Origin of the sequence: Candidatus Desulfofervidus auxilii (genome assembly GCF_001577525.1) — a bacterium.
Lineage (GTDB): Bacteria > Desulfobacterota > Desulfofervidia > Desulfofervidales > Desulfofervidaceae > Desulfofervidus > Desulfofervidus auxilii.
Genome location: NZ_CP013015.1, coordinates 2,232,065 through 2,248,845, shown reverse-complemented (window position 1 = coordinate 2,248,845; position 16,781 = coordinate 2,232,065). Strand labels below are relative to the sequence as shown.

The 16,781-nt window shown below is 37.6% G+C and carries 19 protein-coding genes; 10 read left to right on the top strand and 9 right to left on the bottom strand.

Going from position 1 to position 16,781, the window contains the following annotated elements:
• The first annotated feature begins 27 nt into the window (after positions 1 to 27).
• The gene (locus HS1_RS11210) at positions 28 to 297 is read left to right on the top strand and encodes a hypothetical protein (protein ID WP_066065468.1); all 270 of its coding nucleotides are present in this window, start codon (positions 28 to 30) and stop codon (positions 295 to 297) included.
• Positions 298 to 480: 183 nt separating this feature from the next.
• On the opposite strand, the gene metG is transcribed toward HS1_RS11210, so the two are convergent.
• The 4 genes from metG to tmk are packed head-to-tail and all read right to left on the bottom strand — an operon-like array spanning position 481 to position 4,708.
• Positions 481 to 2,358 (bottom strand): methionine--tRNA ligase, encoded by a 1,878-nt coding sequence (gene metG, locus HS1_RS11205; RefSeq protein WP_066065465.1) that lies wholly within the window; start codon positions 2,356 to 2,358, stop codon positions 481 to 483.
• Complete coding sequence (locus HS1_RS11200) at positions 2,355 to 3,140, bottom strand: PSP1 domain-containing protein (RefSeq protein WP_066065462.1); 786 nt, start codon at positions 3,138 to 3,140, stop codon at positions 2,355 to 2,357. The genes metG and HS1_RS11200 overlap by 4 nt, the downstream gene beginning before the upstream one ends.
• On the bottom strand, positions 3,115 to 4,107 hold the full coding sequence (gene holB / locus HS1_RS11195) for a DNA polymerase III subunit delta' (RefSeq protein WP_066065460.1): 993 nt from the start codon (positions 4,105 to 4,107) through the stop codon (positions 3,115 to 3,117). Before holB ends, HS1_RS11200 begins: the two co-directional genes overlap by 26 nt.
• Positions 4,097 to 4,708, bottom strand: a complete 612-nt coding sequence (gene tmk / locus HS1_RS11190; protein WP_066065457.1) for a dTMP kinase — start codon at positions 4,706 to 4,708, stop codon at positions 4,097 to 4,099. Before tmk ends, holB begins: the two co-directional genes overlap by 11 nt.
• A 229-nt stretch (positions 4,709 to 4,937) precedes the next feature.
• Here tmk and HS1_RS11185 point away from each other — a divergent pair, with 229 nt between their 5' ends.
• Complete coding sequence (locus tag HS1_RS11185) at positions 4,938 to 5,516, top strand: class I SAM-dependent methyltransferase (RefSeq protein ID WP_066065454.1); 579 nt, start codon at positions 4,938 to 4,940, stop codon at positions 5,514 to 5,516.
• On the opposite strand, the gene rfaD is transcribed toward HS1_RS11185, so the two are convergent.
• From rfaD to HS1_RS11160, 5 genes are all read right to left on the bottom strand, one after another.
• The gene (gene rfaD, locus HS1_RS11180; RefSeq protein WP_066065450.1) at positions 5,513 to 6,424 is read right to left on the bottom strand and encodes an ADP-glyceromanno-heptose 6-epimerase; all 912 of its coding nucleotides are present in this window, start codon (positions 6,422 to 6,424) and stop codon (positions 5,513 to 5,515) included. The two genes, HS1_RS11185 and rfaD, sit on opposite strands and share 4 nt — an antisense overlap.
• A 12-nt stretch (positions 6,425 to 6,436) precedes the next feature.
• The gene (locus HS1_RS11175; RefSeq protein ID WP_066065447.1) at positions 6,437 to 7,267 is read right to left on the bottom strand and encodes a menaquinone biosynthesis family protein; all 831 of its coding nucleotides are present in this window, start codon (positions 7,265 to 7,267) and stop codon (positions 6,437 to 6,439) included.
• The gene (gene mqnB / locus HS1_RS11170; RefSeq protein ID WP_066065445.1) at positions 7,255 to 7,992 is read right to left on the bottom strand and encodes a futalosine hydrolase; all 738 of its coding nucleotides are present in this window, start codon (positions 7,990 to 7,992) and stop codon (positions 7,255 to 7,257) included. The genes HS1_RS11175 and mqnB overlap by 13 nt, the downstream gene beginning before the upstream one ends.
• Before the next feature lie 18 nt (positions 7,993 to 8,010).
• Positions 8,011 to 9,279 carry a sigma-70 family RNA polymerase sigma factor gene (locus HS1_RS11165; protein ID WP_066065442.1) on the bottom strand — a complete coding sequence of 423 codons (1,269 nt, stop codon included), beginning with the start codon at positions 9,277 to 9,279 and terminating at the stop codon, positions 8,011 to 8,013.
• A 304-nt stretch (positions 9,280 to 9,583) separates the two neighbouring features.
• Positions 9,584 to 10,573, bottom strand: coding sequence for an integron integrase (locus HS1_RS11160; RefSeq protein WP_066065439.1), 990 nt, complete (start codon positions 10,571 to 10,573; stop codon positions 9,584 to 9,586).
• Positions 10,574 to 10,839: 266 nt separating this feature from the next.
• On the opposite strand from HS1_RS11160, the gene HS1_RS11155 reads away from it, so the two are divergent.
• The 8 genes from HS1_RS11155 to HS1_RS11120 all read left to right on the top strand — a co-directional run bounded on the left by HS1_RS11155 (position 10,840) and on the right by HS1_RS11120 (position 16,685).
• Entirely contained in the window at positions 10,840 to 11,679 is an 840-nt protein-coding gene (locus tag HS1_RS11155) for a hypothetical protein (protein WP_066065436.1), read from the top strand.
• Complete coding sequence (locus tag HS1_RS11150; RefSeq protein WP_066065433.1) at positions 11,679 to 11,873, top strand: hypothetical protein; 195 nt, start codon at positions 11,679 to 11,681, stop codon at positions 11,871 to 11,873. Before HS1_RS11155 ends, HS1_RS11150 begins: the two co-directional genes overlap by 1 nt.
• A 69-nt stretch (positions 11,874 to 11,942) precedes the next feature.
• Complete coding sequence (locus HS1_RS11145; protein ID WP_066065431.1) at positions 11,943 to 12,860, top strand: DUF2726 domain-containing protein; 918 nt, start codon at positions 11,943 to 11,945, stop codon at positions 12,858 to 12,860.
• A gap of 216 nt (positions 12,861 to 13,076) precedes the next feature.
• Complete coding sequence (locus HS1_RS11140; RefSeq protein ID WP_156469464.1) at positions 13,077 to 13,379, top strand: hypothetical protein; 303 nt, start codon at positions 13,077 to 13,079, stop codon at positions 13,377 to 13,379.
• Positions 13,380 to 13,502: 123 nt separating this feature from the next.
• Positions 13,503 to 14,510 (top strand): right-handed parallel beta-helix repeat-containing protein, encoded by a 1,008-nt coding sequence (locus tag HS1_RS11135; RefSeq protein WP_066065426.1) that lies wholly within the window; start codon positions 13,503 to 13,505, stop codon positions 14,508 to 14,510.
• 113 nt (positions 14,511 to 14,623) lie between these two features.
• The gene (locus HS1_RS11130) at positions 14,624 to 14,824 is read left to right on the top strand and encodes a TMEM165/GDT1 family protein (RefSeq protein WP_281178306.1); all 201 of its coding nucleotides are present in this window, start codon (positions 14,624 to 14,626) and stop codon (positions 14,822 to 14,824) included.
• A gap of 299 nt (positions 14,825 to 15,123) precedes the next feature.
• Positions 15,124 to 15,975 (top strand): PDDEXK family nuclease, encoded by an 852-nt coding sequence (locus HS1_RS11125; protein ID WP_066065422.1) that lies wholly within the window; start codon positions 15,124 to 15,126, stop codon positions 15,973 to 15,975.
• A gap of 89 nt (positions 15,976 to 16,064) precedes the next feature.
• Complete coding sequence (locus HS1_RS11120; protein ID WP_066065419.1) at positions 16,065 to 16,685, top strand: hypothetical protein; 621 nt, start codon at positions 16,065 to 16,067, stop codon at positions 16,683 to 16,685.
• Positions 16,686 to 16,781: the final 96 nt, after the last annotated feature.

The window sequence follows — 16,781 nt, the reverse complement described above, 5'->3', positions numbered from 1 at the left end:
TTGTCAGAGCGAGAGTTGATAAATACCGTGAAACCAAAGATTGACAGGGCTAAAGACTATTTGAAAAGGCATGTTGATGAGCTATGGCTTATCGTTGTTAGTGGTGTCAGGCTGTCACAGGCGATGCCGGTGGATTTGATTGTGAAACTAAACACTTTTAACAAATTAGATCGGTTACTACTGGGGTCTAATTATAAAAATGTTTTCCTTTATCAATATCAGATTGGAGTCATTTATAAATGGCCAAATTGGATCAAAATTGGGGAAGAACAACTCTATCCAACAATTGTGGCGTAAATTCAGTTTTGAAAGAAAACCTAACAAATCACTGAGAAAAATCAGGGTCTGGTCTCCACATTTGAAAAAAGAGGCATAATGGCAGGTGAGTTTGGTCAAAAATCAAAGTCTTGCAGGTTTTCTTTTAAAGTTATTACGGATTTGGAGGCCGACAAGCAGGTTATAAGATTGATTTTAAAAAAGCTATCTCACTTTTGCCCCAGATTTGATATCTCCGTCCACTGCTGTCAAAACCATCTTCTCGCCATCTGAAGCAGCCAGAATCATGCCTTCTGAAGTTACACCTCGTAGTTTCACAGGTTTTAAATTGGTTAAAACTAAGACCTTTTTCCCAATAATCTCGTGTGTTTCATAATGCTCAGCAATTCCAGCCACTACAGTTCTTTCCTCATTGCCTAAGTCTATTTTTAATTTAAGCAATTTTTTTGTATCTGCCATTTTCTCTGCTTCCAAAATTTGTCCCACTCGAATATCCAAACGAGAAAATTCCTCTATGGTGATTTGCTCTTTTTTCTTTGCTTGCATAACAGCTTTCCTTTCTAAAATCTTCCTCCTTGGAAATAAAGAAATGGGCTTTTGAAGTTTTATACCAGGTTTAATTTGTCCCCACTTAACAGCTTCGTCCCAAGGCAATTCCTCTTTAAAATTCAACAAATCAATCATTTTTTGGCTGGCATCAGGCATAATAGGTCTTAATAAAAAGGAAATTAAGCGTAAACCCTCTATTAAGGTATAAAGCACGGAGTTTAACCTTTCTTTATTTCCTGTTTTGGCTAAACTCCAGGGGGCAGAGGTATCAATATATTTATTTAAAACATTTATAAATTCCCAAATAGCCGCTAGGGCTTTATAAAAGGCAAAGGCTTTCATTTCCTGAACATAAGTCTCGCTTGTAGTTTTTGCCTGTTTTTTAATCGCCAGTTCTGCCTGGGTCTCTGCCTTTGGTTCTGGAACAAGCCCCTCATTATATTTGTGCACCATGGTCAAACTGCGTGAGAATAAATTTCCCAAGTCATTAGCCAGGTCAGCATTAAAACGCTCTACTAAAGAAGTTTCACTAAAATTGGCATCCAGGCCAAAGTTCATTTCTTTTAATAAAAAATAGCGAAAGGCATCACGACCATATTTTTGGCTCATTTCTAAAGGAGAAATCACATTACCCAGAGACTTGGACATCTTTTGCTCTCTGACATTCCAATACCCATGAACATGCAGAGTTTGATATGGTTCAAGCCCAATAGCATGTAGCATTATTGGCCAATAAATCCCATGAGGTTTTAAAATATCCTTAGCAATAATATGATTAGCCACTGGCCAAAATTTTTTAAACAATTCTCCCTCCGGAAATTGAAGGGCAGAGAGATAATTGAGTAAAGCATCAAACCAAACATAGGTGACAAACTCGGGGTCAAATGGTAAAGTAATTCCCCAACGAAGGCGTTTTTTAGGTCTAGAAATACATAAATCCTCTAAAGGCTCATTTAAGAAACTGAGAACTTCATTGCGATATCTCTCTGGTTGAATAAAATCGGGGTGAGTGTGAATGTAATCAATCAACCATGATTGATATTTACTCATCCGGAAAAAGTAATTTGCTTCTTTTAACAAAACAGGTGGTGTCTTGTGGTCAGGACACTTGCCATCTACTAATTCTTTTTCTTTTAAAAACCGCTCACATCCAAAACAATATTTTCCCTCATATTCACTGAGGTAAATTTCGCCTTTTTCATAAAGCCTTTGAAGCACATCCTGAACTAGTTTTTTATGATATTCATAAGTAGTGCGAATAAACTTGTCATATTGAATGCCCAATTTCTCCCAAGTTTCACGAAAGCATTGACTTATGATATTTACATATTCTTGAGGGGTTTTACCCATATTTTGAGCGGCTTGCACAATTTTATCTCCATGTTCATCAGTGCCTGTGAGAAAAAAGGTTTCATAATCCATCAGTCTGTAAAAACGGTTAATGGTATCAGCCACAATAGTAGTATAAGCATGGCCTAGATGAGGTTTGGCATTCACATAATAAATAGGGGTAGTAATATAAAACCGTTTCATTTTTTACCCTGAATCTTCTCAAGAGGAAGTTCTATCTCTTGCCCTTCCTTGGTTTCTATAAATAGAGAGTGACGAGGAAGACTATACCTTATAATTTTTCCCTCCAAATCTCCTATTTTAATAGTTTCTCCACTAGCAGGAAATCCCTCTTTAAAACGCTGATAAACAGGGAATTCATAAGCTAGACAACACATCAATCTGCCACAAAGGCCAGAAATCTTTTCTGGATTAAGGGAAATATATTGCTCTTTAGCCATTTTTACAGAAACAGGAGCAAAATTATCTAAAAAAAGAGTGCAACATAATTCTCGCCCACAAGGCCCTATTCCACCTACCATCTGAGTCTCATTTCTTACTCCAACCTGACGCAATTCAATACGCATCCGAAACCTCTTGACTAAATCTTTCAATAATTCTCTAAAATCTACTCGGCCTTCAGCAGTATAATAAAAAATAAGCTTACTTTTATCAAAAAGACATTCCACCCGAATTAGTTTCATATCTAACTTGTGTGCTAAAATTCGCTCTTTACAAAATTCAAAGGCTGTCTTTTCCAGCTCCATATTTTTAATATCTCTAGCCATATCCTCCTTTGTTGCCTTTCTTTTAATAGGAGGAAGAGAAATACTATCAGTTATTTCCATCAATTCCACTACCTGCCCTATACATTCTTTTTTTTCTACATCAACAATTACATAATCGCCCCTTTTTATTTTCTCACTGTTTGATTTAAATTTATAGAGACGATTATCTCCTCTAAATCTCACTCCAATGACTTTCATCAAACATTCTCTCCCTCAATAGAAGATGTTCTAAAATAAGTTTTTTTTGAACATTCTGTTTTACCAATTTCTTGGCTTCCTCTATCCTTGTAAGAATATGCCCAATATCTTGGTTTGTAAAGGTAGATGCCATTTTTTCATACTCTTTAAGGATGTTTTTATTTATCAAAAATGCCTTACAGTTATTTTTAACTAACAATATATCTCGCCATATTCCTTGATAAAAATCTAATAAATTCAATGTATCTTCAGGAGTTTTTAAGTTAATATCTAAGGAAGCAATTAGTTTTAACCAATTACACATTTTTGGCTCTTTCAACCAGGCAATAAGCAAATTTACATCTATTTCTTTTTTTAAAAGAGCTTGAGCCCTGCCTAAACTCCCTTCTGATAAAAGGGCAAAAAATGAAGCATTTGTGCTATGAACACCTTTTTTCTCCAACATTTCTTTAATAATTTTTAAAGACAATGGCTGAAACGGCACAATTTGGCACCGAGAAACTATAGTAGGTAAAAGTTGATATTTATCCTGAGCAATTAAGATAAAAAGGGTATTTAAGGGAGGTTCTTCCAATGTTTTCAAAAAGGCGTTGGCTGCTGGTGGGGCCATAGTTTCAACTTTATCTATAACCACCACTCTTTTCTTAGCAGACATAGGTTTAAAAGAAAGGACTTCCTGAAGTTGCCTTATTTGTTCTATTTTAATTCCCTTTCCTTTTGGCTGAATTAATAATATATCGGGATGAACATTGGCATTAATTTTCCTGCAATTTTGGCATCTTTCACAAGCATCTTCATCTTCAGGAGCAAGACAATTTAACACCTTAGCAAACGTTAAAGCCACTGTGGTCTTGCCTACTCCTTCTAAACCAGTAAATAGATAAGCGGTGGCCAATCTTTTCCGTTTTATAGCTACCTTAAGCCAGCCAATTACTCTATCTTGACCTAAAATATCTTTAAATGCCATATTCCCTTGCCACGTATGTTCTGATTTCTGTTTGAATATCTTTTATAGGCATAGTGACGTCAATAACTTTTATACGTTTGGGGTCTGCCTTAGCCAATTTCAAAAACCCTTCTCTTACCCGATTATGGAACAATAACGTTTGTTTCTCCATTCGATCCAATGTTCTATTTTTAATTCTTTTAAGACCAATTTCTACAGGACAGTCTAATAAGAAAGTAAAGTGCGGTAAAGGGAAACCCAATGAAAACAAGCAATTCCAGATAAACTCTATTTTAATCCCCCGACCATACCCTTGATATGCCAAAGTAGAATCATGATATCTATCACAAAGCACAAATTTATTTTCTGTAAGGGCAGGTAATATCATCTTTTTCACATGTTCAGCCCTATCGGCTAGATATAATAACAATTCTGCCTCTGCACAAGAAGAAAACTGGTCTGATAACAAAATCTCTCTTATTCTTTGACCCAAGGGAGTATGACCTGGCTCATAAGTTACACATACTTCTCTTCCCCTTTTTTTCAACCACTCTGCTAAAAGCATTGACTGCGTGGTTTTTCCAGCCCCTTCTATTCCCTCAAATGTAATAAATAGATTCATCTTTCTAAGTAACGCCCTCCCTGCCTTGTCCCCGCCTGCCTGTCGGCAGACACGGCCGTCGGGCAGGGGCAGACAAGATATATAGCGTTAAAAATCCCTAACAAGTTTAGCCTTTCAATTTTCATTTTGCAATCTAATTGAACTAAATAATAGTACTCTAATACAAAATGCCTTAGTAGGAAATGTTCCATACCTATCTATAATATGTTATAAATCTGATTAAGAAAATATGGGCTTCTATTATTGGTATTCCACTATAACAGGTCATTTTAAAAAATCCAATATTGAGAAATGGTTTAGAGGTATAGGTAAAGAAACTTTAAAAATGCTAGGCATCAAAAAAGGACAAAATTTACTGGATTTTGGTGCTGGTATGGGTTATTACAGCTTACTTGCAGCCCAGATAAGCCAAACAGGAAAGGTATATGCCATAGATAGAGACAGAAGTTGCTTAAAAAATATTAAAAAAATCGCCCATAAAGAAGGAATTAAGAATATAGAAGTAATTAATGCCCAAGGAGAAATATTTCTTCCTTTTAAAGATGGGGTGATAGATGTGGTATTGCTTTATGATGTCTTACACTCACATTACTTTACCCCAAATAAAAGGATTAAATTATTAAAAGAAATTTATAGAATTTCAAAACATGAGGGATTAATCTCTGTGTATCCCAAACATATGGATTTAGAAGAAATTAAAAAAGACATGAAAATGGCCAATTTTTGCCTTGTAGAAGAACTTGCTTTAACAGTAATTCATGACAATTCCCTGATTAAGGATAGGGTTTTGAATTTTAAGAAATACTAATTCTCTACAAATCCCACTTCTTTCATGTAATCTTTCACTGCTTCTTCAAATTCCCATTGGGGTGAATAGTTAATAATCTGTTGGGCCAGAGTTAAATCTGCCTGGGTATGGTCTTGGTAAAAACCTACATAAGGATTATCTATATACTCTGGTTCTAATTTAGTACCCAAAACCTTATTTAATACTCTAATAATTTTATTAAAGGTGGTAGCCTGACCACTTCCTATATTTACAATACCATTCCTTTTTGCCTTTAATGCTAGTAAATTGGCATGCACCACATCTTTCACATATACCTGATCTCTTTTCTGCTCCCCCCACTTAAATATCCTGGGTCTTTGCCGAGCCTTCATTTGATTAGCTAATTGCCAAATCATGGAGGCCATCTTCCCTTTATGGGCCTCTCTAGGACCAAACACATTAAAATAACGCAATCCTATAATAAGCGAGTCCGTTTTTTGCATGTATTCTTTGGCAATATTATCACATATCCATTTTGAAAATCCATATATATTAACAGGATGGCCAGCCATCTCCTCCTTCTGTGGCCCAGAAATGTTTCCATAAGTGCCCGCAGAAGAAGCATAAATAAAGGGAATTCCTAACCTCACAGCAAATTCCAAAATCCGCCTGAAGCCTTCCACATTTACCTGCATCATCAATTTTTGGTCTCTCACAGTAGTGTCTGTAATAGCTGCTTGATGGAAAATAGCATCTACATCCTTAAATCTTTTCAAATCCACCTCTTTTATACTTTCTGCTACTACATCGCTCTTAAAACCCACTAAGTTTCTATAATCACCGCTACTAAAATCATCTAAAACAATTACTTTAGCACCTTTTCTCTCTAAGGTAATGGCCAAATTGGCCCCAATAAATCCCGCTCCTCCGGTTACTAATGCCTTCATACTCCCTCCTAATCACACCTGATTGCAAAAAAGAGATTCAGAAACTTCCCTTTTTTCTATATGTGCCATAAGAGTCTGAACTGCCCTCCTTCCCTGTTCTCCCAAATTTAGACTAAATTGGTTAACATATAACTCAATGTGTTGCTTTATTATTTCATCTTCTAAATAAGCTGCGTATTTTTTAACATATTTCATCACTTTACCTGGATGTGCATAGGCAAACAATATACTCTCTCTGAGCATTTGAGTAAATATTTCTATTTTATCTGGTCCTAAGCTTTTCTTGGCTACAATACCACCCAAAGGTAAAGGTAAATGGGTTTGGTTTTCCCACCATTTACCCAAATCTAACACAGACTTTAATCCATATTTAGAATAAACAAAGCGGCCCTCGTGGATAAGAAGGCCAAAATCCGCCTTTTTTGTGTAAACATTTTCTATAATTTGATCAAATGGTAAAAATATTACCTGTTTTTCCTTCAGATAAGGAGCATAAAGTCGCAAAAGTAAATAAGCAGTGGTGTATTTCCCTGGAATAGCAATAGTAGCTGAGGGAAGGTCATTCAAACTTAATTCGGGACGAGTTATTAAAAGTGGCCCACACCCATATCCTAAGGCTGCCCCTACAGAAAGAAAACAATATTTATTTTGAATATAATATAGAGAATGACAAGAAATTTTAGAGATATCTATCTTTTGTCTCATTACTAAGTCATTTAGTGTTTCTACATCTGAAATAATAATCTTGAATTTTAAGTCTCCCCTTACCCAACCATTGGCTAACCCAGCAAACATAAAGGTATCATTGGGACAGGGAGAAAATCCCAGACTTAAAAGGGCCATTTTTGATGCCTTTCTAAAAGTTCTATTATGATTTTTTGAACATTATTGGTGGCCAAATCAATTTCCCAGTTTGATCTCCGATATTCTCCCAGAAAATTGCTTATTCCACGTATTTCCAAAAAAGGAAGCTTATACATCTGGCAAATCTGAGCCACGGCCGCTCCTTCCATATTCTCACAGATTCCTTCTGGAAATCGCTGTTTTAAGACCTTCAATCTTTGTTGATTACCTGTGGAGGCTAAAACAGTAATAAAAGGGCCAATCTTGAATGTTTCGCTAGATAATAAGTTTGAAATCTCTTTCCCAAAAAACTCAGTGTGCAATCCTTTCAAGGAGAAGCGATGAAATAGTCTCTTGCCTTCTTTATCCCAATAGGGCAAATTAATTTCAGCTAAAGAACGCCAGCCTTCCTCAGTATACGCCCCAGCTTCTGCCCAAATTTCTTCATTTGCCAAGGCAATATTACCTAATTCCAATCCTATCCCTGGAAAAGCACCACCACAACCAGTCAGAACAACCATCTTTATTGGATATTTCTCTAATAAAAGAGTGGTTAGATAAGCAGCATTAACAGGCCCTATGCCTGTAAGAGCCACGATTAAATTTTGTTTTTTTATTTTGCCCTGCCATAAACAACTTTTACCTAGGTTAAGTGATTGAACATTAACCAATGAAGACAAAAGAAGAGAAATTTCTTTGTAAGTTGCTCCCAGGACACAAATCATTTAAGAAAAGAGAGAGACTTAGAGAAAGTTTTCCAAGTCTAAATTAAAATTTTCAGAAGCCATCCTCAATTTTTGTAAGGCCCTTTTTTCAATTTGCCTAATCCTTTCCCGTGAGACCTTAAACCTTCTTCCAATTTCTTCTAAAGTATACTCACTTCCGCCACCTAATCCAAAACGCAATCTTAGGATTTCTTGCTCTCTAGGAGTAAGAGTGGCCAAAATTATTTGAAGTTTAGTGGAAAGTTCAGCATGAGTCACAGCATCAAAAGGAGAAATCACCCTTAAATCCTCAATAAAATCCTTTAGGGTACTATCTTCGTCTCCAATAGGAGATTCTAAGGATGCAGGCTCTTTGACTGAAGATAAAATGGAGGTGACCTTTTCTAAACTTAAACCTGTCTTTTTAGCCAGGTCTATGGGAGTAGGCTCCCTCCCTTCTTCTTTAAGCAACTCGTAAAATGCCTTTAATACTTGATTTTTCAACTCTACAAAATGGACAGGTAACCGTATTGTCTTGGCCTTATCCAATATGGCACGCGTAATAGATTGTCTAATCCACCAGGTAGCATAAGTACTAAACCGATGACCTTTTTTATAATCAAAGCGAAAAATGGCCTTCATTAAACCCAGATTTCCTTCTTGGATTAAATCAGAAAGATTCAGTCCTTGACCTACATACCTCTTAGCAATACTCACTACCAAACGTAAGTTGGCACCAATCATCTCATCACGAGCAATCCTCACCTTGTGTTCAAGTCTTTTAATTCTTTGTGCTAGTTTTTTTAAATCAGGGTCTTGATACTTTTTACTCAAATCCGTGATAATTTTTACCACTGTATCCAAATGTTTCCGTTTAGGAGCTATATCTTTCCGTCTCCACTCCTGAACTTGGAGTTTGAGTTTTTGAATTTCAGGATAATTCAATTTACTATGTAAAATAAGAGACATAATTGTATTGTATCCTTTGCGAATACGCTTAGTTAACTCCTGCTCTCGTTCTTGAGTAAGAAGACTATATGCCCCTATTTCCTGCAAATAAGCCGTAACTGGTTCTCTACTTATACCTTCTTCTTTTTTGACTAATTCTTCTTCTTTACCTAACTCCTTCTCTTTCTTTAATTCCTCTTCCTCAACAAGAGAAATATTATTTTCTTCCAAAAACTCTATAATCTTCTCTACTTCTTCAGGGTCAATAGCCTCTGCAGGTAAAATATCATTAATAGCATCATAGGTTATATATCCATTCTTTTGAGCTATTTTTACCAATTGTTCTAAATAGTTTTTCATCTTCACCTACTTCCTAATAAACAGTTATAATATTATGCGAATTTTAGAAAAAAATGTCAATACACTAAAAAACACAAAAATCCGCCATTGATTTTTTATTCTAACCTCTCCGCTCGCAGACAGGTTTTAGGACTTTTGCAGGAGCTTCTTTTGATGTTTAAAGAGCCGAAGATAAAGGCTTTGACAAATTTTAATTTAGACCCCAACACCTTTCTACTCCAAGAAAGTCATAATTTTTACCATCTTTACTATCTAATGGGGCAAGAATGATAGAAATAGATGAGAAGCTTATCAGAGGTGGTTTTTACAAAAGTACATCCAGGGGGCTTTGGACTCCTCGCCCCCCTTTTTTGATAACATGAGTATAAATCATGGTAGTTTTCACATCCTTGTGACCCAGAAGTTCCTGAACAGTTCTGATATCATAGCCATTTTCCAGAAGATGGGCAGCAAAACTATGACGGAAAGTGTGGCAGTTACCTGGTTTGGCAATTTTTGCCTCACGGATGGCATACTTTATGGCCCTTTGTAAAACACTGGCATCCACATGATGTCTTCGTTCTATACCCGAACGTGGGTCTATAGACCGCTTCTTAGAAGGGAAAACATATTGCCAGCCCCATTCCTTTTCAGCATTGGGATACTTTCTGGCCAAAGCAAAGGGAAGATATACCCGGCCAAAACCTTCTTTTAAATCCTGTTCATGAAGCACTTTTACCTTCTCAAGATGTCTTTTAAGAGGTTCTTTAAGTTTCTCTGGTAAAATAGTCACTCTATCCTTACTTCCCTTAGCATCTCTTACAATTATTTGGCTATAATCAAACTCTATGTCCTTTACCCGCAGCCTGAGACACTCCATTAATCTGAGCCCTGAGCCATAAAGTAAATTGGCCATAATCCATTTAGAACCATCCAGACGGGCTAAAATGGCTCTGATCTCCTCACGGGTAAACACAACCGGCAATCTGGAGGGTTTTTTGGCCCTTTCAACATCATCCAGCCAACCAAAATCTTTTTTCAGCACTTTTTTATAAAGAAAAAGCAAGGCGCAAAGGGCCTGATTTTGAGTAGAGGCAGCTACCTTCTTTTTTGTTGCTAGCCAGGTGAGAAATTGACTTACCTCCTTTTCTCCCATTTCCTCGGGATGGCGTTTACCGTTAAAAACAATAAACCTTTTAATCCACTGCACATAAGCCTCTTCTGTGCGGTAGCTGTAATGCTTTAGCCTCAGGACATTATGGACTTGATCCAGAAGTCTGGATTTGGTTTGCTGATGTGAATGATGTTTTGCCATGGCAAATACATAGTAGTCTAATCTGATTAATTTGGCAAGAGATTTTGCATTTTAGGAGACTTAAACTTTTTATTTTTAGGCTATCTAAAAATCATTAAATTCTTTCTAACGCACATTTATTTTAAATATATGAAATATTATACTGCCTAAGAGAGAAAAAGATAGATTAATTAAGAGTTTTTGTTGACAGAAATTATGAGGGATAGTAATATGGCTTTTAGGGAGTAGAATATATGGTTATATGTAAAAACAAAAAGGAGTAAAGAATGACAATTGCTATATCAATGAAAGTAAATGATGGTATTGTTCTAGCGGCTGATAGTGCTTCTACTATAATGGCCCAAACCCCACATGGTGTAGGAGTGATTAATATATATGATAAGGCTAATAAGATCTTTAATTTAAGAAAAGGATTACCAATAGGTGCAATTACTTGGGGGTCTGGTAGTATTGGGCATGCTTCCATCTCTACCCTTGTAAAAGATTTTAGAAAGCTCATTACTTTAGATGAAGAATGGAAAATAGAAATAAACAATTACACGATAGAAGATGTAGCTAACAAATTTAAGAAATTTATTTTCGATATTAATTATGTAAACGAATTTCAATCGTGGAAAGACAAACCCAATCTAGGCTTTATGATAGTTGGTTATTCCTCTGGTGAAACATTAGCTGAAGAATGGAAGATTGACATTTTGAATGGACAATGTAAAGGTCCTTATTTATTAAGGAAGAGAGAAAAAGTTGGAATTACATGGAATGGAGAACCTGAGGCCATAACTAGACTATACCTTGGCTTTGGCACTGCAATGCCTCGAATTCTTAAAGAATCTGGTCTTGAAGATAATAAAATAGATGAAATTATGCAATTATGCCGAACAAAATTGACGGTTCCTATGGTTACTCCTCCAATGCCAATTCAGGATGCTATTGACCTTGCAGAATTTTTGGTTGAAACAACTGTAAAGTTTTCTAAATTTGCACCGGGAGCCCCCACTGTTGGAGGTCCTATAGAAATAGCAGCTATAACAAAACATGAAGGCTTCAAATGGATCAAAAGAAAGCATTATTTTGATGTAAAATTAAACCCGAAAGGAGATATCTGATGAAAATAGAATCATATTCTATTAATTTTGACGAAAGCAAGTGGAGCTTTGCACTTGATAGCATTTACAAAGATATAAAGATAAATTATACTCGAAAAGAAGAATATTCTTTTGACAGCAACTACAAAGAAGATAACTTAAGAGTAAGTATGGAAAAGGATAAAATCGAACATATAACAATTCGCTCCACCTGACCGCTGTTCCGCTGGCGCTTCACAGCGGCAAGTGACCCAAGTCGTTATCGCGTGGAGGTGAGCCTGTCGATGTCCACGATATTCGACAGCGAAAGTGAAAGACGAGCGTACTCGACCATACGAACACGCTGGTCGAGATTCCTCGACGTGTATCCGCACATCCCTGTTCGGAAAGCTCTTGGGTACGATAGACTTCGGACCCTGTCCATTAGCGACAGAGCCAAGGAGTACCTGCTCAAGACCGAGTTCGACTTCGTTGTCTGTGATCGCAGTGGATCTCCCATCTTGGTAGTCGAGTTCGATGGCCTTAGTCACGGGTTCTCACGGGACGGCGAGTACTGTCAGGTCCTGCAAACGGGAGACCAGCACCGAAAGCTCAAACTTGATGCGAAGATAGGTGCGTGCGAGTCTTCTGACCTTCCCATCGTAGTCGTTTCGTACCCCGAAACTGAACCGTTTGCTGATCCCGACTGCCCCGTGACAGTGCTTGATGCAGTTATCGGCGAAGTCATCACGGAGCGAAAACGACAACAACTGGTAGCCTCACGTTCCGACCATTTGGGCGCAGCGTTGGAGGATGACCCATCAGGCGAGACCACAGATTCACTTCTACTGGAGATCGAGGTCATCGCAGAACAGGAGAATCCGATTCGGTGTCGAATTCGAGAAATGCAGAACGGTCTTCCAGTTTCGTTTGGCGAGCAGTTTCACCCGCTCAAAGACCGACCCGGCTACGTCGGCGCTCGCAGATCGATTATTGGAGGGATCGAGGTGCGGGAGCAGAAACTCAGGCAGCAGATCCTCCTAAACTATGATGTCTACGTGAGGCCCGTCAACTGTTCAGGATGTGACCCCTTCCATCTTGCCAACCTCCTCGCGGAGTACGGCTTGACACGCAAGGCCATTCGGATGGTGGGCACGTCGTCACAGGAGTGGCAGAAGCTACAGGCAGAGACGCCATGGACGGACGAACCAAGTGAGGGCTGATAACAAGCCGATGCAGCGGATGGCCTTCGGCCGCCGCTGATCGGCAAGGCGTTAGGCAAATGAAAGGAGGGCGCCATGAGACAAATGTTCGTAACTCTTAATGCTATAGCGATAATCTTGTTTGTAGGAATAGTTACTACTCACGCTGGTGACGCATCAATCCGTCCAGATGGGCTCGGAGGGTACCGTATTTATGATTACAATACAGGGAATACGATGACCGTACGCCCTGATGGTCTTGGTGGATACCGTGTATATGATTATGGAACTGGAAACTCAATGACTATTCGTCCAGATGGTCTTGGAGGTTATAGGGGTTATGATTATGGCACAGGCTCTTCTTGGACGATACGACCAGATGGTTTAGGTGGCTATCGAGGTTACGATTATGGTAGTGGGGATTCGTGGACAACTCGTCCCGATGGTCTTGGTGGTTACCGTACATACGATTATGGGACTGGAGAGTCAACAACTATACGCCCTGATGGCCTCGGGGGATACAACATTTATGACTATTAGTATCCATCAAATATCTGCCTAACAAGGCGCTCCACCTGACCGCTATTCCGCTGACGCTTTATAGCGGCAGGTGAGCTTGGTCGTTAGGCTCCATTGCCGTAAAAGATAGAAGGAGGTCAAGCTATGAAAAAGTTATTTGCTTTAATTTTTCCCATACTATTATTTTGGATGTTACAAAAGACAAATGCGCTGGCAACTTCTGCAATAAACATCCAGCAAACCGTTAGAAACACCAGCGATCTAATAAAAGTTGAGAAGATAATCAATTCTGGAAAGTTTACAAAGCTTACCATAAACGTAAAAGCCAATACGTACATACTTTATGATACCTTTCGCATTAACCAATCTAATGTATCTATCATCGTCGAGCCTGGAACCAAAGTTGTTCTTGCAGATCATATAAATAAACCAGTAATAGCGATTGGAAGCCAGGAACAAACACCGACTACCACAATTGAGAACATTTACATCTCCGGTAATGGTGTTGAGATTGATGGCAACAAAGCCAATCAAGATCGGGAGGTTGAACAGGACCGTCCATGGATTAGGAACAATTGTATTGACGTAAGGAGTGTTCGACGTTTGACCATAGAAAATGTGGTAGTCCATGATGCCAGGTCTGGCGGTTTGGTTGTTAGCTGGGGTTCATCGGACATCCACATCATCAATTCATCATTTAACAATAACTTTTTTGACGGTGTAGCTTATTATGACAGCGAGAGAATATACACGAATAGCTGTTCTATGATCTCAAATAACAATGCTGCGATAAGCCTTGACAATAATTTGCGGGATAGCATTTTCTCAGACTGTATCGCAGATTCAAATGGCGATGTGGGTATATTTATCCGATATTCAAAACAAGTCCGATTCAATAATTGTGTTATCAAGAATTCTGGTAGCTATGCCGCATTCTTGTCGCATGATGAATCAGGTAATGGAGTCCATGATATTATGTTTTCCGGTTGCCAAATCTTGAACAATCAGAATGGTGGTATTTATGTTGCATCTACAGAAGATAAATCTGCATATACAAGCGTTGTAGGATGCGTCTTTAGAGGAAACGGTGGGGATGCCATTATAAGTGACGGGTCAGTTATATGGCAAGCTGCAAATATTATAATGGAATAATCTCTATGAGCACTCAGGGGGAAAGAGTGCATAAAGGGTCTAACAAGTCGCTGCAGCCGACCGCTTTCAGCATCGGCTGAGCCTTGGCGTTATGAGAAGAAAAAATTGATAAAATGACTTTTAAAATATTCCTAACAATATTTACCACTGTCTTGTTTGCAGAGCTTGGAGATAAAACACAATTAGCCACGCTCCTATTCACGACAAATAAAGAAAATTCAAAAATAATTATATTCTGCGCGGCAGCGCTGGCGCTAATTGTCGCCACAGGAATCGCTGTCTTGATAGGGAATGCCGTTGCAAAATATAATTAACCCAAAAATTCTTTCATGGATAGCAGGAATAGGATTTATTATTATAGGTATATGGACTATAATAAAATCATAAAACTTATAACAAGCCAAGTGACCTAACTCCGCGCCTTCGGCGCTCCGTTAGGCAACTGATTTCGGGTGTTAGGCTATCTAAAAATCATTAAATTCTTTCTAACGCACATTTATTTTAAATATATGAAATATTATACTGCCTAAGAGAGAAAAAGATAGATTAATTAAAAGTTTTTGTTGACAGAAATTATGAGGGATAGTAATGTGGCTTTTAAGGAGTAGAATATATGGTTAGCTTTTTAAATAACATGAAAGAAAATACAATAATAAAAAATCCTCTAACCGTAATTTCAATCTTTGCAGGTTTAGCAGAGGTTGCAGGGACTGCTGTTCTCCCTTTTGTTTCTGAAGCTAATCAAAATACTTATATTTGGTTTTTAATTATTTTCCCAATTCTTTTAGTTGTACTATTTTTCATAACATTAAACTTTAATCCTAAAGTTCTTTATGCTCCTTCAGATTTTCGAGACGAGAATAATTATATGGACCTATTTAGACCTTCATCAACTGTAGAGCGTAAAGAAAAATTAGATGAAGAGATTAAGGAAACAACAATTGAAGAAGAGAGTAAAAAAGTACCTAAAGATATTAGAGAATTGTCATTGTCACGCGAAAAAGGACTATCCAATTATTATGATCAAAACTATATTTTCAAAGTTTTAACTGAGAATCCACGTAGTAGGTATATTTTGGCAGAAAGCTTGGTCATTGAAAGATTATCGCAAGAGTTACAGCTACCTGCACGTCGTGAGGTGGCACTAAAAAATAGCAGATTTATCTTTGATGCTGTTTTTGAAGACAAGCGAGGTCCTGTACTTGTGGAAGTAAAATATATTAGTAACAAGCGTGCTTATCATCATGTTATAAAACAAACGCTTATGAGATTAAAAGATGCTATCGTCAATATGCCAGATAGCATGCGTCAGAATGCTAAGTTAATACTTGCAATTGCCCATGAGCTGCACCCAGATGAGGCCAAGTTAATGGAAAGTAAAATGAAAGAAATGTTAAGTGATTTTCCGATACCTGTTGAGATTAAGTTATATCAACTTGCTGAACTTATCACAAATAAACAATAAGAAGCGAACAAAGCGCTGCACTGGACCGCTATTCCGCTGGCGCTCCATAGCGGCCAGTGAGCTTAGTCGTTATGCAATAGAGGGGTAGAATGCCTATAACATTGCAAGAAATATCTCAGTTAGCCACTATATTTGGGAGTCTAGCAGTAATTGGAGTTTTTATTCAGATCTGGTTGGCACGCAAACAACTTAAGACAGACCATGAGAGGTCTAGAAGAGAAAAATCTGTTGAGCTGTTATTGGATTGGACCAAGAATTTAAAAGAAAATACATCATTAGCAAGAAAAATTGTAGAAAGCTTGGATGATGAACAAAGTAGAAATTTATTTAATCAAGAAGATGTAAGAATATCAAAAAAACATCTCAAATCATTAAAGAAAATATTATCTTTAAATGATGATGACTTAAATGAAGAAAACGATTTCATAATACTATCAGGAGACAGTGTATCAAAATTACGTTGGTATGTAATATCTTATTTAAACATGCTTGAGTCTATATTAGTTGCTTGGCAATACAGTATCGTAGATAGAGAGATAATTGAACATCAGTTCTCGTATCTTTTTTCACCAGAGCAAGGGCATGAAGCATTGAAAAAATTTAGAATTGCTGCAGGAGGAGAAAAAGCATTTCCAGCAATAGAAATATTTACTAATTACTTAAAAGAACAACGAAAAAAGATATTAAAAGAAAAATCAGAAATAGCATAACAAGGCGCTGCATCTGACCGCTCTGCCCGGTGGCAGACAAGTATTCCGCTGTGCTTCATAGTGTCAGGTGAGCTTGGTCGTTAGCTGTAAGAATTT